This window comes from Streptomyces sp. NPDC091279, from assembly GCF_044757465.1.
Taxonomy (GTDB): Bacteria; Actinomycetota; Actinomycetes; order Streptomycetales; family Streptomycetaceae; genus Streptomyces.
Window position 1 is genome coordinate 91976 of record NZ_JBIVVA010000020.1, and the last position, 20603, is coordinate 112578.

Annotated in this window: 14 protein-coding genes; 6 read left to right on the forward strand and 8 right to left on the reverse strand. The window is 73.5% G+C overall.

What is annotated here, in order from left to right; translation table 11 throughout:
* Window positions 1-84 precede the first annotated feature (84 nt).
* The 5 genes from ACIQOU_RS35105 (at window position 85) to ACIQOU_RS35125 (ending at window position 7672) form a co-directional block, all read left to right on the forward strand.
* Entirely contained in the window at window positions 85-711 is a 627-nt protein-coding gene (locus ACIQOU_RS35105; protein ID WP_401544095.1) for a YigZ family protein, read from the forward strand.
* A 353-nt stretch (window positions 712-1064) separates the two neighbouring features.
* Window positions 1065-2228: an exonuclease SbcCD subunit D gene (locus ACIQOU_RS35110; RefSeq protein ID WP_401544097.1), complete on the forward strand. Its 1164-nt coding sequence runs from the start codon at window positions 1065-1067 to the stop codon at window positions 2226-2228.
* On the forward strand, window positions 2225-5218 hold the full coding sequence (locus ACIQOU_RS35115; RefSeq protein WP_401544100.1) for an AAA family ATPase: 2994 nt from the start codon (window positions 2225-2227) through the stop codon (window positions 5216-5218). The genes ACIQOU_RS35110 and ACIQOU_RS35115 overlap by 4 nt, the downstream gene beginning before the upstream one ends.
* A 554-nt stretch (window positions 5219-5772) precedes the next feature.
* Window positions 5773-6309 (forward strand): immunity 21 family protein, encoded by a 537-nt coding sequence (locus tag ACIQOU_RS35120; RefSeq protein WP_401544102.1) that lies wholly within the window; start codon window positions 5773-5775, stop codon window positions 6307-6309.
* Window positions 6310-6817: 508 nt separating this feature from the next.
* Entirely contained in the window at window positions 6818-7672 is an 855-nt protein-coding gene (locus ACIQOU_RS35125) for an SDR family oxidoreductase (RefSeq protein WP_401544105.1), read from the forward strand.
* 13 nt (window positions 7673-7685) lie between these two features.
* Here ACIQOU_RS35125 and ACIQOU_RS35130 read toward each other — a convergent pair whose 3' ends face one another.
* The 4 genes from ACIQOU_RS35130 to ACIQOU_RS35145 form a co-directional block, all read right to left on the reverse strand.
* On the reverse strand, window positions 7686-9377 hold the full coding sequence (locus ACIQOU_RS35130) for a DUF885 domain-containing protein (protein WP_401544108.1): 1692 nt from the start codon (window positions 9375-9377) through the stop codon (window positions 7686-7688).
* 1168 nt (window positions 9378-10545) lie between these two features.
* Window positions 10546-11985, reverse strand: a complete 1440-nt coding sequence (locus tag ACIQOU_RS35135; protein ID WP_401544110.1) for a GNAT family N-acetyltransferase — start codon at window positions 11983-11985, stop codon at window positions 10546-10548.
* 397 nt (window positions 11986-12382) lie between these two features.
* Complete coding sequence (locus tag ACIQOU_RS35140; protein ID WP_401544113.1) at window positions 12383-13966, reverse strand: alkaline phosphatase D family protein; 1584 nt, start codon at window positions 13964-13966, stop codon at window positions 12383-12385.
* 327 nt (window positions 13967-14293) lie between these two features.
* Complete coding sequence (locus ACIQOU_RS35145) at window positions 14294-15124, reverse strand: alpha/beta fold hydrolase (RefSeq protein WP_401544116.1); 831 nt, start codon at window positions 15122-15124, stop codon at window positions 14294-14296.
* Between the two features lie 375 nt (window positions 15125-15499).
* Here ACIQOU_RS35145 and ACIQOU_RS35150 point away from each other — a divergent pair, with 375 nt between their 5' ends.
* Window positions 15500-16261, forward strand: coding sequence for a GntR family transcriptional regulator (locus ACIQOU_RS35150; protein ID WP_401544118.1), 762 nt, complete (start codon window positions 15500-15502; stop codon window positions 16259-16261).
* Window positions 16262-16313: 52 nt separating this feature from the next.
* Here the strand turns inward: ACIQOU_RS35150 and ACIQOU_RS35155 are convergent, their stop codons facing one another.
* The 4 genes from ACIQOU_RS35155 to ACIQOU_RS35170 form a co-directional block, all read right to left on the reverse strand.
* Complete coding sequence (locus ACIQOU_RS35155; protein ID WP_401544120.1) at window positions 16314-17471, reverse strand: ROK family transcriptional regulator; 1158 nt, start codon at window positions 17469-17471, stop codon at window positions 16314-16316.
* Between the two features lie 203 nt (window positions 17472-17674).
* Window positions 17675-18220, reverse strand: coding sequence for a G/U mismatch-specific DNA glycosylase (mug, locus tag ACIQOU_RS35160; protein ID WP_401544168.1), 546 nt, complete (start codon window positions 18218-18220; stop codon window positions 17675-17677).
* Window positions 18217-19659, reverse strand: a complete 1443-nt coding sequence (gene purB / locus ACIQOU_RS35165; RefSeq protein WP_401544123.1) for an adenylosuccinate lyase — start codon at window positions 19657-19659, stop codon at window positions 18217-18219. The genes mug and purB overlap by 4 nt, the downstream gene beginning before the upstream one ends.
* A gap of 110 nt (window positions 19660-19769) precedes the next feature.
* Complete coding sequence (locus tag ACIQOU_RS35170) at window positions 19770-20552, reverse strand: SGNH/GDSL hydrolase family protein (protein WP_401544125.1); 783 nt, start codon at window positions 20550-20552, stop codon at window positions 19770-19772.
* Between the last annotated feature and the right edge of the window lie 51 nt (window positions 20553-20603).

The following is a 20603-nucleotide window of genomic DNA, read 5'->3' on the forward strand; positions in this document are numbered from 1 at the left end:
CGACGACGAGGAGTGAGTATCCCCGACATCGTCCCCGTACCCGGCGCGGAGGGCGAGCCCACCTGCTCCGCATAGGCTGGCCGGATGCCCGACGAGTACCGCACCGTCGCCCACGCGGGCGTGCACGAGACCGAGGTCAACCGCTCACGCTTCCGCTGCGCCCTCGCCCCGGCGGCGACCGAACAGGAAGCCCAGGAGTTCATCGCCGCCCTCCGCAAGGAACACGCCGACGCCAGCCACAACTGCTGGGCCTACGTCATCGGCGCCGACGCCGCCGTCCAGCGCGCGAGCGACGACGGCGAACCCGGCGGCACCGCGGGCGTCCCCATGCTCCAGATGCTGCTCCGCCGCGACATGCGGTACGTCGTCGCCGTCGTCACCCGCTACTTCGGCGGCGTCAAACTCGGCGCGGGCGGCCTCATCCGGGCCTACGGCGGAGCGGTCGGCGAAGCCCTCGACACCCTCGGCACCACCACCCGGCGCCGCTTCCGGCTGGCCACGATCACCGTCGACCACCACCGCGCCGGCAAGATCCAGAACGACCTGCACAGCGCGGGACGCGAGGTCAGGGACGTCCGCTACGGCGACCGCGTCACCATCGAGATCGGCCTCCCCGACGCCGACGTGGACACCTTCCGCACCTGGCTCGCCGACGCGACGGCGGGCTCGGCGGAGTTCGAGGTGGGCGGGGAGGCGTACGGGGACGCGTGAAGGGGCGCGTGGAGCGACGGGGCGGGTGAAGGGGGCGCCTGGAGCGACGGGGACGCGCGTGAGGCGGGTCGGGTGCGGTGGGGTGCGGGGTGTGTGAGGTGGGCGGGGCACGTGAGTTGGGCGTGGGCCTGTGGGGCGGGTCGGGTGCGTGGGACGCGTGGGGTGCGTGAGGTGCGAGGGGACGCGTGCGGCAGGTGGGGTGTGCGGCGGGCCGTGGCTGTCGCGGGGAGGCTTCCGGTCCATGGCCGTTCCGGGCGTTGCCGGTTGGCTGATCCGGGGTCGGTAACAGCTCTGACCTGCTGGTACGGGAGTATCGGCACGGGTTGTCAGACCCGGCCGTTAGTCTCGGGATCATGAGACTTCTGCACACCTCCGACTGGCATCTCGGCCGGGCGTTCCACCGGGTGAACATGCTCGGCGCCCAGGCCGAGTTCATCGGTCACCTCGTCAGCACCGTGCGCGAGCGCGGCGTGGACGCCGTGGTCGTGTCGGGGGACGTGTACGACCGTGCGGTGCCGCCCCTCGCCGCGATCGAGCTGTTCGACGAGGCCCTGCACCGGCTCGCCGACCTCGGGGTGCCGACGGTGATGATCTCCGGGAACCACGACTCGGCCCGCCGCCTCGGGGTCGGCGCCGGACTCATCGGCCGGGCCGGCATCCATCTGCGGACCGAGCCCGCCGCGTGCGGAACGCCGGTGGTGCTCGCCGACGACTTCGGGGACGTCGCCTTCTACGGCCTGCCCTATCTCGAACCGGCGCTGGTGAAGGCCGAGTTCAAGGTGGCGAAGGCCCGGCATCAAACCGTCCTCGCGGCGGCCATGGAGCGGGTCCGCGCCGACCTCGCCACCCGCGCGCGGGGCACCCGTTCCGTCGTCCTCGCGCACGCCTTCGTCAGCGGCGGCGAGGCCAGCGACAGCGAACGGGACATCACCGTCGGCGGGGTCGCCGCCGTACCCGCCGGAGTCTTCGACGGCGTCGACTACGTGGCCCTCGGCCATCTGCACGGCTGCCAGACCATCACCGAGCGGGTCCGCTACTCGGGCTCCCCGCTGCCCTACTCCTTCTCCGAGGCCGTCCACCGCAAGACCATGTGGCTCGTCGACCTCGACGCCGACGGCTCCGTCACCGCCGAGCGCGTCGACTGCCCGGTGCCGCGCGCGCTCGCCCGCCTGCGCGGCACCCTGGACGACCTGCTGGCCGACCCGGAGCTGACCCGGCACGAGGAGGCGTGGATCGAGGCCACCCTCACCGACGCCGTCCGCCCCGCCGACCCCATGGCCCGGCTCACCGAGCGCTTCCCACACACCCTCAGCCTCGCCTTCGACCCCGAGCGCGCCCCCGAGGACCCCGCCGTGTCGTACGCCAGGAGGCTCGCGGGCCGCAGCGACCAGGAGATCGCCGAGGACTTCGTCGCCCATGTACGCGGCGCCGGACCGGACTCCCGCGAACGAGGCGTCCTGCGCGACGCGTTCGACGCCGTGCGCGTGGACGAGACCCTGCGGGAGGTGGCGCGGTGAGGCTGCACCGGCTCGACCTCACGGCGTTCGGCCCGTTCGGCGGCTCCCAGAGCGTCGACTTCGACGACCTCTCCGCCGCCGGACTGTTCCTGCTGCACGGCCCCACCGGCGCCGGCAAGACCTCCGTCCTCGACGCCGTCTGCTACGCCCTCTACGGCTCCGTCCCCGGCGCCCGCCACAGCGGCCAGGGCGCCACCCTGCGCAGCGACCACGCGTCCGCCACCGCCCGCACCGAGGTCACCCTCGAACTGACCGTCGCCGGACGCCGGTTGGAGATCACCCGGCAGCCACCCTGGGAGCGGCCCAAGAAGCGCGGCACCGGCACCACCCTGGAGAAGGCCCAGACCTGGCTGCGCGAGCACGACGCCGGGACCGGCACCTGGCGGGACCGCAGCCGCTCGCACCAGGAGATCGGCGAGGAGATCACCCAGCTGCTCGGCATGAGCCGCGAGCAGTTCTGCCAGGTCGTCCTGTTGCCCCAGGGCGACTTCGCCCGCTTCCTGCGCGCCGACGCCGAGGCCCGCGGCAAGCTCCTCGGCCGCCTCTTCGACACCCAGCGCTTCGCGGACGTCGAGAAACGCCTCTCTGACCGGCGCCGCGCCACCGAGGCCCAGGTGCGCGAGGGGGACGCCGCGCTGCTCGCCGACGCCCACCGCATGCAGCAGGCCGCGGGCGGCGCCATGGACCTGCCCGCCCTGAAACCGGGCGAACCGGGCCTCGCCGACGCCGTGCTCACCGCCGCCGCCCTCGCCCGCGCCGACGCCCGCGAACAGCTGACGATCGCCCGCTGCGGGCTGAGCGCCGCCGAGTCCGCGCAGGCCGCCGCCGACCGCACGCTCGCGGACGTCCGCGAACTGGACCGGCTGCAACGGAGGTTCACTCAGGCGCGGGAGCGGGCCGCGCTCCTCGAACAGCGCTCCGACGCCTACCACCAGGCACAGGCGCGCATGGAGCGGGCCCGCAAGGCCGAGACCGTGGCGCCCGCCCTGGAGCTGCGGGACACCGCCGACACCGAGCACCGCACGGCCACCGTCGCGGAGACCCGTGCCCGGGCCCAGCTCCCGGCGACCTTCGCGGACGCCGGAGCGGCCGGGCTCGCCGCCGCCGCCCGCCGGGCCGCCGAGGAGCTGGGCGGCCTGGAGTCCGCCCGCCGCGCCGAACACCGGCTGACCGAACTGACCGGCGAACGCGCCCGGCTCGACCGCCAGGAGCGGGCCGACGAGGACGTGCTCCAGGAGGCCGACGCCTGGCTCGCAGACTGGGACGCGACCCGCGCCGCGCTCCAGGCCGCCGTCGAATCCGCCCAACAGGCCGCCACGCGGGCCGAGCAGCTCGCCGTGCAGCGTGACCCCGCCCGCGCCCGGCTCGCCGCCGCCCGGCAACGGGACCTGCTCACCCGGGAGGCGCGGGAGGCGCGCGAACACGCCGTCACGGCCGCCTCCGACGCCGTCCAGGCCCGCGCCGCCTGGCTGGACGTCAAGGAACAGCGGCTGAACGGCATCGCCGCCGAGCTGGCCGGCCGGCTGGCCGACGGCGACCCGTGCGCGGTGTGCGGAGCGACCGAACACCCGGCCCCGGCCCGCAAGGACGCCGGACACGTCGACCGGGACACCGAGGAACGCGCCCTGGCCGCCTACCAGTCGGCCGACGAACGGCGCACGGAGACCGACCGCGCACTCGGCCAGGTACAGCGCGCCCTGGCCGCAGCCGAGGGCGAGGCCGGTGACACACCCACCGAGCAACTCGCCCGGGACGCGGCCGCGTTGGAGGAGCGGTACACACACGCCCGGAGCGCCGCAGCGCTGCTGCACCCGTCGACCGAACGGCTGCGCCACGCCGAGCAGGAGCGCGACCGGCGCTTCTCCGCCCGCCAGCAGGCCGCCGTGGACGCCGCGTCACGGGTCGCCGCCCGGGACGCCCTCGACCGGGAACGGACCACGCTGGAGCGGGAGTTGACCCACGCGCGCGGCACCGCCGACAGCGTGGCCACCCGTACCCGGCAACTGGAGCGACAGGTCGCCCTCCTCACCGACGCCGCCGACGCCGCCCGCGCCGCCACCGACACCGCCCAGCGCCTCAAGGACGCCGACGCCCGGCTCGCCGACGCCGCCTTCCGCGCCGGGTTCGACACCCCGCGGGCCGCCGCCGACGCCCTCCTGGACGACACCGCCCACCGCGAACTGCAACGGCGCCTGGACGCCTGGCAGTCCGAGGAGGCCACCGTGCGCGCGGTCCTCGCCGAGACCGACACCGCCGAGGCCGCCCGCAGAGCCGCCGCCGACCTCACCGGCGCCGAGGACACCGCCGCCGCTGCCTCGGCACGGGTCCGCGACGCCGCCTCCACGCGCGACGCGGCAGACAGCCGGTGCGCCGAACTCGACCGGCTCTCCGCCCGGTCCGCGACCGGAGTGCGCCGCCTCGCCCCCCTGCGCGAGGAGTACGACCGCGTCGCCCGCCTCGCCACCCTCGCCGCGGGCACCTCCGCCGAGAACGAACGCCGGATGCGCCTGGAGTCCTACGTTCTCGCCGCCCGCCTCGAACAGGTGGCCGCCGCCGCGACGGTACGGCTCCAGCGGATGTCGTCCGGCCGCTACACCCTCGTCCACTCCGACGACCGGTCCGGGCGCGGGCGCAGCGGACTCGGCCTGCATGTCGTCGACGCGTGGACCGGGCGCGAGCGGGACACCTCGACGCTCTCCGGCGGCGAGACGTTCTTCGCCTCGCTCGCCCTCGCCCTCGGCCTCGCGGACGTCGTCACCGACGAGGCCGGCGGGGTCCGCCTCGACACCCTCTTCATCGACGAGGGCTTCGGCAGCCTCGACGACCAGACCCTCGACGAGGTCCTCGACGTCCTCGACTCCCTGCGCGAACGCGACCGCAGCGTCGGCATCGTCAGCCACGTAGCCGACCTGCGCCGCCGCATCCACGCCCAACTGGAGGTCGTCAAGAGCAGATCGGGGTCGACCCTGCGGCAACGGGGGGTTGGGTAGCGGGGGGCGCCGAGGGCGCCGACCGTTAGGCGGCGGTTGAACGGGCGGTGAGGCACGGGGTGGCGGTGGAGCGGGCGCGGCGCGGGCGCTGGCGTTGGCGCGGGCGAGGGACGGGACGGCGGTCGAACGAGCGGTGCGGGAAGGGGCGGCAGGGCGAGAGGTGCTGGCTGGGTGCCGGTCGGGGGGCGTCGACGCCGGAGCGCCGCTCTTCTCCTTCTCTCCGGGGCTCCTTCGGGTGCTGTGTGGAGTGGGTGGTGGCTTGGGTGGCGAAGTGGCGGGTCACCGGTCCGCTGACGGCGCCGAGGGGAGCGGCGGCAGGGGGGAGGGGTGAAGGGTGGGCGTCGGTTCGGGGGCGTCGATGCCGGAGTGCCGCTCTTCTCCTTCTCTCCGGGGCTCTTTCGGGTGCTGTGTGGAGTGGGGAGGGGCTTGGGTGGCTATGCGGCGGGCGTGAGGGGCTCGGCAGGTTGCCGGTGTTGGGGTGGGAGACGCGTAACGGCCTTTGGGGGTAGCCCAGTTGAAGGGGGGTGGGCCCTGGGTGTGTACGGTTCTGCGCCATGGTGCGATACGCGGAACCCGGAGTCGTCGAGTGGGTCGAATCGGGCGGTGGACCCCTCATAGCGATACCGGAGACGGTCCTGCCGTTCTGGGCCGGGGCCGACGGCGACGACCTCGCCTCCGACTACGACCGGGCCTGCGAGGTCGACGGCATCGTCGGCCTGCTGCCGGTCGGTGACTGCGTCGCCCTGGTCCTCGGCGACGAACCCGCCGCCACCTGCTATCTGCCGGAACACGGCACGTTCGTCCGCTGGCGTGCCGCGAACACCGAGGAGGAACTCCTCGCCGGAGTACCGGACGCGCTCGCCACCGCCGACTGGGAGGACGAGGTGCACTGGGACGTGCCCGGCGCGGTCGTGCTGTTCGACTCGGCGTGGCCCGGCGGTGAAACCGACCGAACCGACTGCCTCCGGGTCGCCCTGGAACCCGGCCCCTACGCCGTACGCGCTGCCCAGGCCCAGCCGGGCCCCGAGACCTGGCTCGACTTCATCCAGCTGCGTCGCCTCGACGAGGGTCAATTGCCGCGCCGGGCCTAGCCGTTCGGTGCCGGGGGGCGCGGGAATTCGGGTGCGGCGTGCATTGCCGATCGCCATCATGTGGCCCGTGACAGGAACCTCGCTGCTCGACCCCGGCGATTTGGGCCGCGACGCCCTGCCCCTACGCCGTGCGCGCTGCCCAGGCCCAGCCGGGCCCCGAGACCTGGCTCGACTTCATCCAGCTGCGTCGCCTCGACGAGGGTCAATTGTCCGGCCAGGCCTAGCCATTCGGCGTCGGGGGGCGCGGGAATTCGGGTGCGGCGTGCATTGCCGGTCGCCATCATGTGGCCCGTGACCGGAACCTCGCTGCTCGACCCCGGCGATTTGGGCCGCGACGCCCTGCCCTTGCGCCGTACGCGCCGCCCAGGTCCAGCCGGGCCCCGAGACCTGGCTCGACTTCATCCAGCTGCGTCGTCTCGACGAGGGTCAATTGTCCGGCCAGGCCTAGCCGTTCGGCGTCGCGAAGGGGGCGGGAATTCGGGTGCGGTGTGGGCCGCCGGTCAGCATCATGTGGACCGTGACCCTAACCCCGCCGCCCGACGCCGGCGACCTGCGCCGTGACCCCCTGCCGTTGCGCGGACGCGCCGCCCTTGTCACCGGGGCCAGCAGACGGGCCGGTATCGGGCACGCCGTTGCCCGGCGGCTGGCGGCGTACGGGGCGAGCGTCTATCTGCACCACCACGTGCCGCACGACGCCGCCCAGCCCTGGGGCGCCGACCACCCCGATGCCGTGACCGCCTCCGTGCGGGACGCTCTCGGCGACCCCGGGGCCGTCGTCGTGGCCGGCCCCGGCGACCTCTCCGACCCGGCCGCGCCCGCCGCACTCGTCGCGACAGCCGCCTCGGCACTCGGCGGACGGCTCGACATCGTCGTTGCGAACCACGCGATGAGCGGCAACGACGGTGCCCTCGACGCGATCGACGCCGCGATGCTCGACGCGCACTGGGCGGTCGACACCCGTTCGGTGCTGCTGCTGGTGCAGGCGTTCGCACGGCTGCGGGCGGGACGGGAGGCGGGTGCGCCCGGCGGGCGGGTCGTGATGATGACGTCCGGGCAGGACATCGCGGGCGGCATGCCGGGCGAGATCGCCTACGCCCTCCAGAAGGGCGCCCTCGCCTCGATCACCCGGTCCCTGGCGACCGGGCTCGCCGGGCGGTCGATCACCGTGAACACCGTCAACCCCGGTCCCGTGGACACCGGTTACCTGACCGGCGACGCCCACGCGGCCGTCGCCGCCGCGTTCCCGGCCGGGCACTGGGGCATGCCGGACGACCCGGCCCGGCTCATCGCGTGGCTCGCGACGGACGAGGCGGGCTGGGTCACCGGTCAGGTCATCGACTCCGAGGGCGGCTTCCGCCGTTGACCCGGCGGATGCCTCAGAGCTTGGACAGCTCGTCCACCAGGTCGTCCAGGCCCAGCGAACCCTGCGAGAGGGCCGCCATGTGCCAGGCCTTCAGGTCGAACGAGTCGCCGTGCCGCGCCCGTGCCTTCTCCCGGCCGAGCAGCCAGGCCCGTTCGCCCAGCTTGTAGCCGATCGCCTGGCCCGGGATCGTCAGATAGCGGGTCAGCTCGCTCTCCACGAAGTCGGCCGGACGGCTGCTGTGCGCCCCGAAGAACTCCTGCGCCAGCTCCGGCGTCCAACGCTCACCCGGGTGGAACGGCGAGTCCGCCGGGATCTCCAGCTCCAGGTGCATGCCGATGTCGACGATGACCCGCGCGGCCCGCATCATCTGCGCGTCCAGGTAGCCGAGCCGTTCCTCGGCGTCCTTGAGGAAGCCCAGCTCGTCCATCAGCCGCTCCGCGTACAGCGCCCAGCCCTCGGCGTTGGCGCTGACCATGCCCACGCCCGCCTGGTAGCGGGACAGTTCCCCGGCGACATGCACCCACTGCGCGAGCTGGAGGTGATGGCCGGGCACCCCCTCGTGGTACCAGGTCGACACCAGGTCGTAGGCGGGGAAACGGGTCTGCCCCATCGTCGGCAGCCAGGTGCGGCCGGGACGCGAGAAGTCCTCCGACGGAGCCGTGTAGTAGGGCGCCGCCGCGCTGCCGGCCGGTGCGATGCGCGACTCGACCTTCCGGACCCGGTCGGCGAGTTCGAAGTGGGTGCCGTCCAGCTGTTCGATCGCCTCGTCCATGAGGGTCTGGAGCCAGGCGCGGACCTCGTCGACGCCCTCGATGTGCCGGCCGTGCTCGTCCAGGTGCGCGAGCGCCACCCACGGGGTCGCGGCGCCGGGCAGGATCTTCTCCGCCTCCCGCTTCATCTCGCCGAGCAGCCGGTGGTACTCGGACCAGCCGTACGCGTACGCCTCGTCGAGGTCGAGGTCGGTGCCGTTGAAGTACCGGGCGAGGCGGGCGTACCGCTCGCGGCCCACCGTGTTCGGGGCGCCCTCGATCGCCGGGGCGTACACGTCCCGCATCCAGTCCCGCAGTTCGACCACGGCCGCCGTCGCCGTCCGGGCCGCCGCGTCCAGCTCCGCGCGCAGCTCCTCGGGGCCCGGCGCCGCGAACTCCTCGAACCAGCCGCGACCCTGCCCGTCGATGTCCGCCCACTCGCCGAGCTGCGTCACGAAGGTGGCCGTCGGGCGCGGCGCCGCGAACAACTTGCGCTCCAGGCCGAGCGCGAGCGACGTGCGGTAGCCGGCCAACGCCGTCGGCACGGCCCGCAGCCGCTCGGCGATCGCGGTCCAGTCCTCGACGGTCTGGTTGGGCGTAACGGTGAAGGCCTCACGGATTCCGTGCACGACCGTGCCCATGTTGCCGACCGAACGCAGGCCCTCCTCGGCCTCGTGCACGGCCAGCTCCGCCGTCAGGCGCTCGCGCAGCAGGCGCGCGCACCGGCGCTCGGTGTCGTGGTCCGCGCCGGGCTGCCGCTCGGCCTCGTCCAGCTTCGCGAGGGTCGCCCGTTGCAGCGTGGCGAGCGCCTCCTGGCCCGCCGGTGAGGTGTCGGGCAGCCGGCTGGAACTTTCCTTCACACCGAGGTAGGTGCCGGTGAGCGGGTCGAGGGCGATGAGGTCGTCGACATACGCGTCGGCGACCGCACGGGGCAGCAGGGTCTTCGTCTCAGACATACGCCCATCCTCATACGGACCCCCACCACCCGTCACCACGATTGCGCCGAGGGCGTAGGGGGCCAACGCCGGGCCACCGGAGGACAGGCCTCGGCCGCACCGGCGCTGCCAGGCTCCGGCCCATATGGGGCATCCCGCCGGGGTGCCGGGGAGTAGGGGATCGGCCCGAGCGGGGGCGTCCTGCTGGGGCTGGGCTATCGGGCACCGTCCCGTATGGGGTATCCCGCCGAGTCCCGGGGCACAGGGGCCCGGCCCGCGCGAGGTGTCCTGCTGGGCCTGGGGCATCGGGCGACGGTTGGCGGTTGGCGTGAGTGTCTCGCTCGGCCCGGGGATCGGGGGCCGGTCCCGCGCGGGGGTGTCCGGCTGGGGCTGGGCTATCGGGCGCCGTCCCGTATGGGGTATCCCGCCGGGGCACAGGGGGCTGGTCCGCGCGGGGCGCCCTGCTGGGCTTGGGCCATTGGGCGACGGTTCGCATGAGCGGTCTCGCTCGGCCCGGGGGCAGGGGGTCGGCCCGCGTGAGGCGCCTCGCCCGACCCGGGGCATCGGGCGGCGGTTGGCGTGAGCTGTCTCGCTCGGCCCGGGTCACCGGGGACCGGTCCGCGCGGGGCACCCCGCCCGACCCGGGGCGCCAGGCAACGGTTCACATGAGGCATCCCACCAGGCCCGGCCCGCCAGACCCGGCCCACCAGGCCCGGCCCGCCAGACCCGGGTCGGCGCAGGTGCCCCAACTGACCCGGGCGGGCCAGGTGCCGAGGCGGCCCGAGGCCTCCGAGCCTCGGCCCTCCGCGCGGGATGTTCCGCCCGGCCCAGTCGGTCGGATCAGGGACCGAGGCTGTCCCAGGACCCTGAGCCCGAAGGCCGCGGGGCTCCTGAACCCGAACGGCCACGCGGCTCCTGAAGCGAGCCAGACTCATCGCGGACCCGGGTCCGGACCCACGGCCGACCCCGGGTACCGAAAAGCCGGACGGCCCGGCGTTCCCCGCCGGGCCGTCCCTGTGTCGCCCTGGGGCGGGCGCCTCCGTGTCACGCCGCATCGCTGACGCCGATCGGTCCGCCCGATCCGGTCCGCCCGATCCGTCCGCCCGTCCGATCCGGTCCGTCCGTCGAGCCGATGGCTCAACCCGCCCCGCATGCCGGGCGGTTCCGTTCCTCCGGCGGGCCGTTCTCGTCAGTCGCGGGCGAGACCCTTGCCGATGTGCTGCTCCTCGGGCGTCGCGTCCGGGTTCGCGCTCGTGGTCGGTTTCGGTTCCAGGCGGGCCGTGACGACGAGGGTGCCTTCCTCGATCTGGTAGTCGAGGGGCAGCTCCAGGCCGCGCATCGCCGCGACCATGCCGGTGTTCGACGCCTGCGTCACCGCGTACACGCTCTCGCAGCCCGCCTCCGCGGCCATCGCCATCAGCCGGGACAGCAGCTCACCGCCGATGCCGCGCCGCTGCCACGCGTCCTCGACGAGCAGTGCCACCTCCGTCTCGTCGCCGTCCCACAGCAGGTGACCCAGGCCGATGACACGGCCCGAGGCGGTCTGCACCGCGAGCGTGCGCCCGTAACGGGGGCTGAGCAGGTGGTCGAGATAGCGGTCGGCGTCGCCGACCGGCCCGTGATAGCGCAGGCCCAACGTCCGCGACGAGCACCGCTCGTGCATCTCCTTCGCGGCCTCCAGGTCCCGCGCGTCCGCCCGGCGCACGGTGATCTCGTTGCCCTCCGGCAGCGTCAGCACGTCCTCGCCGCGCGGCAGCCGGGGCCCGAGCCGGGCATCCAGCTCCACCAGGGCGCGCGCCCGCGCGAACTCCGTCGGCGTGAACGGCAGATACGGCCGCTCCACGGTGATCATGCCGCCCTCCGGCGCCCGCAGCCGCAGCACGGTGTCCTCCAGGGCCCCTTCCACCGGCTCACCCACCCGGCCCCGACGGCTGTCGCCCGGTCCGGCGGGCTGCTGGTGGATGGTGCAACGGCCCAGCAACTGGCGCAACGCCAACGGCAGCTCCGCCGCGTCCAGGGCGGTCCTGGCGGCCAGGCCCAGCACCCGGGTCGGCACGTCGACCAGGTCGTGGGCGTCGGCCCGCTCGACCCAGGTGTCCGTACCGCCGGCCGTGGCCACCACCCGCGTCAGCTCCGAGGCCGCCAGATCGGCCGGGGCCCGCAGCAGGAACTCGTCCACCGTGCCGTCCGCCAACGGATGCGTCTGGAGGCTCAGGATGTCCACCCGGCTCCCGGCGAGCCCGGTGCACAGCACCGCAAGCGACCCCGGCTCGTCCTTCACCGTCGTCCGCATCCGCCACAGCGTGCTCGCCCCGGGCACGGTCTCCGGCGTCCGCGTGGTCGGTTCGGACGGCCCGGCCTGCGGTCCCTGGGACGGCGGCCGGGCACCGGTATCGCTCACCGGCGGCGCGTGACCGTGGCGGCGTGACCACCAGATGTGGAACCCGGCCGTGGCGGCGAGCACGGCCGCCGAGATCACCAGCAGCGCGGGACCGCCGGGCCCGTGCCCGATCAGGTTGGCCACCCCGTCGGCCACGGCCACCGCCGTGAACAGCGCGGCCAGTTCGACGACGTCCCGCCGCCAGTGGTGCACGGGACGCCCGCGCTTCGTCCGCGTCACATCAGTCATGTTTCGAGTCATGCACCCACTGTGACCGACCGGTGTTGCGTGATCACGAACGATCTGTGACCGATGGGTTAAGCATTGCTATGCGGCTTATATCCCTTTCGTCCGTATTTCTCGCGATGAGGACACGAGCGGTCATGGTCCGGGCGGTCAGGGTCCGACCGGTCGTGGTCCGGGCGGTCACCGTGCGGGCGGTCATCATGCGAGTGGCCCCGGCCTGAGCGCTCACCGTGCGGGCGGCGCGACAGCGGATCGCGTCATGGGAAAACCATAGAGGCCCCCACTGACAATCGACCTGACCTGCGAAAACGCCCTACACGCCGGGGAGTTCAGAGGGGCGCGGCCCAGCCGCGCACCGGGGGATGACGCCGATGCGCGGCCGGGCTCAAGGGTACGGGAGTCACTGCCCGACCCGGCCCGGCTGGAGCACCTGCGTGAACAGCACGGTGCCGTCGTACTCGCGCAGACGGACCGTCAACTCCCCGCTGTCGCCGTCGATGTCGACCTCGCCGAAGAACTGGTAGCCCTCGGCCGGTGAGACGTTCTGCGCGGTCGGCGCCTTCACGAACACCCGGTCGGGACCGAACGTGCCGTCCAGGTCGTTGGCCGGAAAGGCACCGGCGTTGAGGGGGCCGGAGACGAACTCCCAGAATGGCTCGAAGTCCTTGAACGCGGCCCGCGACGGGTCGTAGTGCTGGGCCGAGGTGTGGTGGACGTCGGCGGTCAGCCACACCGTGCCGGTGATCCGGCGGTGCTTGACGAAGCGCAGCAGCTCGGCGATCTGCAACTCACGCCCGAGCGGCGCGCCCGGGTCGCCCTGGGCGACGGCCTCGATGTTGGCCTTGCCCTCGACCGGGTCCGGCACGACGAGACCGAGCGGCATGTCCGCCGCGATGACCTTCCACACCGCCCGCGACCGGGACAGTTCCCGCTTGAGCCACTCCAGCTGCTCGCGGCCGAGGATGCCCTGCGGGTCCGTCTTCTGGTCGTCGGCGGAGTTCGCGTTGCGGTAGGTGCGCATGTCGAGGACGAACACGTCCAGCAGCGGGCCGTGGTGGACGGTGCGGTAGATCCGGCCGTCGGGGCGGCCGCTGACCCCCGAGATCGGGAAGTACTCCGAGAAGGCGCGCCGGGCCCGCACGGCCAGGTCGTCGAGCTTCGTACCGGCCGGGTAGGGCGTGCCGGTGCCGATGACCTCGCCCGGGTACCAGTTGTTGCGGACCTCGTGGTCGTCCCACTGGATGATGCTCGGCACCTGTGCGTTGAACCGGCGCAGCGGCTCGTCCAGCAGGTTGTAGCGGAACGCGCCCCGGAAGTCGTTCAGGGTGACCGCGACGTGCGACTTCTCCTCGGTGGTGACGCTCCGGTACACGCTGCCGTCGGGGAGCGCGGCGGTCGCGGCGATCGGTCCGTCGGCGTAGATGTTGTCGCCGCTGCACAGGAAGAAGTCGGGGTCCAGCTTGGCCATCGCGTCGTAGATGCGGTAGCCGCCGATCGCCTCGTTGATGCCCCAGCCCTGCCCGGCCAGGTCACCCGACCAGAGGAATTTCACGCCCTTGCGGCGTTTCTCGGACGCCGTGCGGAAGGTGCCGGTCACCGGTTCGCCGGTGCGGCGCGGGTCGTCCGGGTCGGCCAGCCGCACGCGGTAGTGGATCTGCTCGCCCGCGGGCAGCCCGCGCAGCCGGGTGGTGCCGGTGAAGTCGGAGCCGGGGCCCAGCAGCGGGCCGTGCAGGAGGCGCGGATTGCGGAACGACTCCGTCGCGGACGTCTCGACGATCATCCGGGCCGGCCGGTCGGAGCGCACCCACACCAGACCGGAGTCCGTGGTCACGTCTCCCGCCTGCACACCCCACGCCGCCTTCGGGCGCCCGGACAGGGCGAACGCCGGTGCCGAGGCGAGGGCGGTGGGCAGGGTCAGGGCCGCCGACGCGGCGAGGGAGCCGCGCAGGACGCTGCGGCGCCCGGGGAACGGACGGTGTGACATGAAGGTGCCTCCGGGGAAGGTTCCGGCCGATGTGTCCTCCCACACCTACTGGGGCGTCGCAGCGCGCACGCAAACCACAAGTGAACAACTGGCCGACGCCTCCCGGAAGCCCTCGCGCACTCCGGCCGCTCCCGCAGCGCACAGGATCGGCCACCCGTCGACGTACGCGCGGAAACGGGCTCCCGGTAGGCATCGCGGACGTGGCTGGCCGACACTCGTCCACGCGCGCGTGCACGCCGGGAAGCGCACGGCGATCGTCACCGTCCTCGACGCCACCCGTCGACGTGCGCGCGGAACCCGGAACCGCCCCGGGTCCGTCCCGGTCGGTCAGCGGCTGCCGTCGAGGACGACGCGGGCGACCAGCGCGGGATCGTCGTTCATCGGGACATGCCCGCAGCCGGGGAGCCGTATCAGCCGCGCGCGCGGGATGATTCGCTTCGCGCGCACCCCCTGGCGGCGCACGAGGATCTTGTCCCGGGTGCCCCAGGCCACGGTGACCGGCAGCCCCGGGAGGTCGTCGGTGAACCGCACGGCGGCGCCCGCCCTGAGCGTCTCGTCGAACCCCGTGGCCCGCACGAGGGCGAGCGTCTCGGCGACCACGGCCTCGGGCGAACGGCGGCCGGGGCGGGCGTAGATGGTGCTGGTGAGCAGCGCGCGGCCGGACGCCGAGCGGGACAGCCGTTGGACCAGCGGCAGCGGCATACCGCGGGCTATGCGCCGCATCGTGAGCAGCACACCGAAGGCGTAACGGCGTTCCGCGTCCGACCAGAATCCGGCGGGGGAGAGGGCGGTGACGGTCCGCACGAGCTTCTCGCGGCCCAGTTCCAGGGCTATCAGACCGCCGAGGGAGTTGCCGACGACGTGCGGCCGGTCCAGTTCCAGCGCCTCGCAGAAGGCGCCGAACACGGCGGTCGACGTGGCCAGGTCGTGGGCGAGGCCGTCCGGCAGGGCGGGGGAGGCACCGAACCCGGGCAGGTCGACGGTGATCACGTCGCGTTCGGTGGCGAGGATGTCCACCACCGGGTCCCAGGCCTGCCGGTGGTGGCCTATGCCGTGCAGCAGCAGAAGCGGCTCGCCGCGCCCCACGCGCGCGTAGGCGAGCGTCACGGGCCGTGGACCGTGAGGGGTGGGGACATCGAACGTGACGGTCGCGGACATGCGGCTGCTCCTCGGCGGGACTCGCGGACGGACACGGGGTAGACAGTTTGTCAGCGACTGCTACCGACGGGTAGCCCCTGATGTTCGCGACCTCTTCGGAGTCCGGCTCCGCGCAACTCCCTTCGTCGGCACCCCGGTTCGCACCCCGGCGGCGCCGCTTCGTGACGGGAGCCTTGCCGCGATGTCACGGAACCGGTCGGGCGTCAACGCCCTGTGAACGCGTTGCTATGTCCTCGGTATGGGTTGTCCCAGGGTTCGATGATTGGTCTTGACCAAGGGTTTGGGCCGCCTTATGGTCGCGTATAAGTGCAACAACCTTTAATAAACAAGGGCGCTAAAAACGCCGCCGGACCACGGCGATCGCGGAGGATCAGGGTGGGGACCACGCAGCTGGAATCGGTACCGGAACCGAAGTACTGGCATCTCAGGACCGTGCTCACCGAGGCGCTGGACTCCGAGTTCGCGGTGGGCGAGATCCTGCCCAACGAGCGTGACCTCGCCGCCCGCTTCGGCGTCGCCCGCGCCACCCTCCGCCAGGCGCTGGAGCAGCTCGAACTGGAAGGCAGGCTGCAACGCAGGCGCGGCGTGGGCACGACGGTGGCGCCCCCGCGCGTGGGCGTGGCCGTCGACGCGGAGCAGCACGCCTGGCCGGGCGCCGACGGCGATGTCTGGGAGCCCGTCGACTGCGTCAGCGCGGTGCCGCCCGCCTCCGTCGCCGCCGCGCTGGAGACCGCCCCGGACGAGGCCGTGCTGACGGTCCGCCGCTCCCGTGTCTCGCACGGCCAGCCGGTCGCCGCCGAACTCCTCTACGTGCCCCGGTCGTCGGTGCCCGACCCTGCCGGGCTCGACGCGCCCGCCGGAGCGGCACGCGCGCGTGCGGTGCTGTGCGCGTTGCAGCACCTGGAGCTGGAGAGCCGGGCCGGCGCGGTCGAGCTGGGCTCGGCCCGCGCGGACGACGCGAAGGAACTGGACCGGCTGCCGGGCGCGCCCGTCCTGATCGTCACCACCCGCTTCCTCGCCGACGGCCGCACGGCCGCGCTCTCCGTCGCCACCTACCGGGCGGACACGTGCCGTCTGACGTTCGGGGACTCGGGCGGCGTGGAGATCCACCAGGACCCGGCCCACGCGGCCTCCTGAGCGGCGTCAGCGGCCTCTGGGGCCCCGGGCCGGGCTCGGGGCGCCGCGGCCCTCATCGGCGGGCCGTCACCGTGCCCTCCACCGCGAACAGCTCTTCCTCCACGTGGTCGAGGGCCAGCCGTAACGCGCCGGTCGCCACGGCCGCCTCGCCGAGGAGCGACAGGGCCACCTTCGGCGGGCGCAGGCAGTAGCGCGCCAACTCCCGCCGCAGCGGCTCCAGTACGCCGTCGAGACCGGCCGCCCAGCCGCCGATGACGACGAGTTCCGGGTCGAGGGCGAGGACCAGTGCGGCCACGTCGTGGACCAGCCGCTGGATGAACCGTTCGACGGCCTCGCGGGCCCGCCGGTCGCCCTCGCGGGCCTGCGTGAACACCGCGGCGACGGCCGGTTCGTCGAGCGGGGGCAGCGGCTCGCCGGTCGTCGACAGCAGCGTCTCCGGCGTCACCTCCCGGCCCAGCAGATGCAGCGCGCCGATCTCACCGGCGGCCCCGCCGTACCCCCGGTGCAGCCGGCCCCCGATCAGCGATCCGGCGCCCGGGCTCAGCCCCGCCAGCACGAACACCATGTCGTCGGAGCCGGTGGCGGCGCCCTGCCAGTGCTCGGCGACGGCCGCCGCGTTGGCGTCGTTCTCCACCAGCACCGGGCACTTGAAGGAACGGCTCAGCCGCTCGCCCAGCCGTAGCCCCGTCCACTGCGGCAGCGCGGTGCCGAGCCGCACGGTGCCGTCCGCCTCGACGATGCCCGGCGTGCCGACGCCGACCGCGCGCAGCGAGCCCCGGGCGACTCCGGCTCGGCGCAGCAGGTCGGCGACGGTGGTGCGCAGCCGTTCCAGACGCTCGTCCGCCGGGGCGCTCACGTCGACGTCCCTGGCCTGCGTGCCCAGCACCTGGCCGTCCAGGTCCGCGAGGAGCGCGGCGACGCGGTGCGGGCCTATCTCCAGGCCCAGCAGGTGGCCCGCCTCCGCCCGGAACCGGAAACGGCGGGCGGGTCTGCCCTGGCGGCGGACGGCGCCCTCCGTCGGTGCGGTCTCCACGACGAGGCCGGCCTCGATCAGGCCCTCGACGACGCCCTCGACCGTCGGTCGGGACAGGCCCGTCGCCCGGGTGACCTCGGTGAGGGTCGCGTGGTCCGCGGCGCGCAGCGCGTGCAGCACCACGGTGGAGTTGATTCTTCGCAGCAGCGAGGGGTCCCCGCCGGTCAACCGCCCCAACGTTTCGTCCTCCCGGCTCGTGCGCGTGTGGCGGATCGTACTCGGAGGGGTGGGACGCGGCGAGGGGCGGGACCCCTTGCCGGGCCCCAGGACCCCTTGCCGGTACCCCGGTTGTGGGCGGGTGCGGCGCCGTCGTGGCTGGTCGCGCCCGCGCGGCAGGGCCGCATAGGGATACAGCCCCGCGCCCCCCAGCCGCACCCCGTCTACACCTCCGCTTCTTCTCTCAAGCGGGCGTACTCATTGGCCATGGTCTGGGATGTCCAGTGGGCGTTGAGGCCGCTGGGGTTGGGGAGGGCCCAGACGCGGGTGGTGGCGATGGTGTGGGGCTGGGGGCCGATCACGGCCTTCGGGGCGTTGAAGGCGGCTCGGTAGGCGGTGATGCCCACGACCGCCAGCCAGGTGGGCCGGAGCTGGGTGACCTTCTCCGTGAGGAGGCGGCCGCCTTCTTGGTATTCCTCCGGCGTCAACTCGTCGGCTCTGGCCGTGGCGCGCGCTACGACGTTGGTGATGCCCAGGCCGTATGACAGCAACTCCTGCTGTTGTGACGGCTTCAGGAGGCGGGGCGTGAATCCTGACAGGTACAGGACCGGCCAGAAGCGGTTGCCGGGGCGGGCGAAGTGGTGGCCGGTCGCCGCCGTCATCAGACCCGGGTTGATGCCGCAGAACAGGACGCGGAGGCCGTCCGCGACGACGTCCGGTACGAGACGGTCGCGGGCGGCCTCCAGCTCCTCGCGGGTGGGGCGGGTCAGAGGATCGCCCCGGGGGTGTAACCGGCGGCCTCCGGGCGCTGCTTGACGATCTCCTCGACGCGGGCGACGACCGTGGCGACCTGGTCGGCGGCGGCGCCCGTGAAGGACAGCTTGTCGGCCATCAGCGCGTCCAGCTGCGCGCGGTCGAGCGGGATGCGCTCGTCGGCGGCCAGCTTGTCGAGGAGTTCGTTGCGCTCGGCGCCCTGCTCGCGCATGGCCAGCGCGGAGGCGACGGCGTTCTCCTTGATCGCCTCGTGCGCGACCTCGCGGCCGACCCCGGCCCGCACCGCGCCCATCAGCACCTTGGTGGTGGCCAGGAACGGCAGGTAGCGGTCCAGCTCACGGGCGACGACGGCCGGGAACGCACCGAACTCGTCGAGGACCGTCAGGAACGTCTCCAGCAGGCCGTCCAGGGCGAAGAACGCGTCGGGCAGCGCGACCCGGCGCACCACCGAGCAGGACACGTCGCCCTCGTTCCACTGGTCGCCCGCCAGCTCGCCGGTCATCGACGCGTAGCCGCGCAGGATGACCATCAGGCCGTTGACGCGCTCGCAGGACCGGGTGTTCATCTTGTGCGGCATCGCGGAGGAGCCGACCTGGCCGGGCTTGAAGCCCTCGGTCACCAGCTCGTGCCCGGCCATCAGCCGGATCGTCTTGGCCGTCGAGGAGGGCGCCGCCGCCAGCTGCACCAGCGCGGTCACCACCTCGTAGTCAAGCGAGCGCGGATACACCTGGCCGACCGAGGTGAACGCCTGCGAGAAGCCCAGGTGCCCGGCGATCCGCTGCTCCAGGTCGGCCAGCTTGGCCGCGTCGCCGCCCAGCAGGTCCAGCATGTCCTGGGCGGTGCCGACGGGGCCCTTGATGCCGCGCAGCGGGTAGCGGCCGAGCAGCTCCTCCACGCGCGCGTGGGCGACGAGCAGCTCGTCGGCTGCGGTCGCGAAGCGCTTGCCGAGGGTGGTGGCCTGCGCGGCGACGTTGTGCGAACGGCCGGCCATGACCAGCTCGGCGTACTCGCCCGCGAGCTTGCCCAGGCGGGCCAGGACGGCCACCGTGCGGTCGCGCACCAGCTCAAGGGAGAGCCGGATCTGCAACTGCTCGACGTTCTCCGTGAGGTCACGCGAGGTCATGCCCTTGTGGACGTGCTCGTGCCCGGCGAGGTCGTTGAACTCCTCGATGCGCGCCTTCACATCGTGCCGCGTGACCTTCTCGCGTTCGGCGATGGAGGCCAGGTCGACGGTGTCCAGGACGCGCTCGTAGTCGGCGATCGCCGCGTCCGGCACCTCGATGCCGAGGTCCTTCTGGGCGCGCAGCACGGCGAGCCAGAGCTGCCGTTCCAGCTTCACCTTCTGCTCGGGCGACCAGAGCGTGGCGAGCTCGGCGGAGGCGTAGCGTCCGGCGAGGACGTTCGGGATGCGGGGCTTGGCGGGCGCTGAAGTCACGTGAACGGATTCTACTGGCGATTCGTGCAGGCCAGCGCCGAGGGTCGGGTCGTACGAAGCTACGAGACGCCCGTCACGCCGGGTGTCGAAGAGGCCTCTGACGTCGGCCGCTACGCCGTTCCGCCCTCGTACGGCTGGAGTTCGGGGCGCTTCGGGGCACGCCCGTCGCCCGAGGAGCGGCCGGTCAGCCGGCGGCCGATCCACGGGAGCAGGTACTGCCGGGTGAACCGGGCGTCGGCCACCCGCCGCGCACCCCACCCCGGCGGCGGGGTCACCGGCATCGGCGTCCGCCACTCGGTGTCCTCGGGGTCATGACCGAGCCCCTGCCAGACCGCCTCCGCGACCCTGCGGTGCCCCTCGGCGCTGAGGTGCAGCCGGTCCACGTCCCAGATCCGCGGGTCGCCCAGCGAGGGCGCCCCGTACAGGTCGACGACCAGGGCGTCATGGCGCCGGGACAACTCGTCGACGCACGTGAACAGCTCCTCCATGCGCGGCCGGAACCGCTCCATGAAGGGGCCCTCGCGGCCGGGGCTGCGCATCAGGACGAGCCGTTCGCAGGACGGGGCCAGCTTCTCCACGGCCTCGGTGAGCAGATCCCGGACGCGCACCATGTCGCAGGTGGGGCGCAGGGCGTCGTTGAGGCCGCCGACCAGGGTGATCACGTCGGGCCGCATGGCGGCGGCGACATCGACCTGCTCGTCGACGATCTGCTGGATGAGCTTGCCGCGCACCGCGAGGTTGGCGTAGCGGAACCCGGGGGTGCGGGCGGCCATCCGGGCGGCCAGGAGGTCGGCCCAGCCCCGGTAGGAGCCGTCGGGCAGCAGGTCCGACATGCCCTCGGTGAACGAGTCGCCGAGCGCGACCAGGCTGGAGTAGGTGGGGTTCGTCTGCATGGCGTAGGAGATGGTAACCCGCCTCCATACCCGCCGGTCGGTCGGGACCGG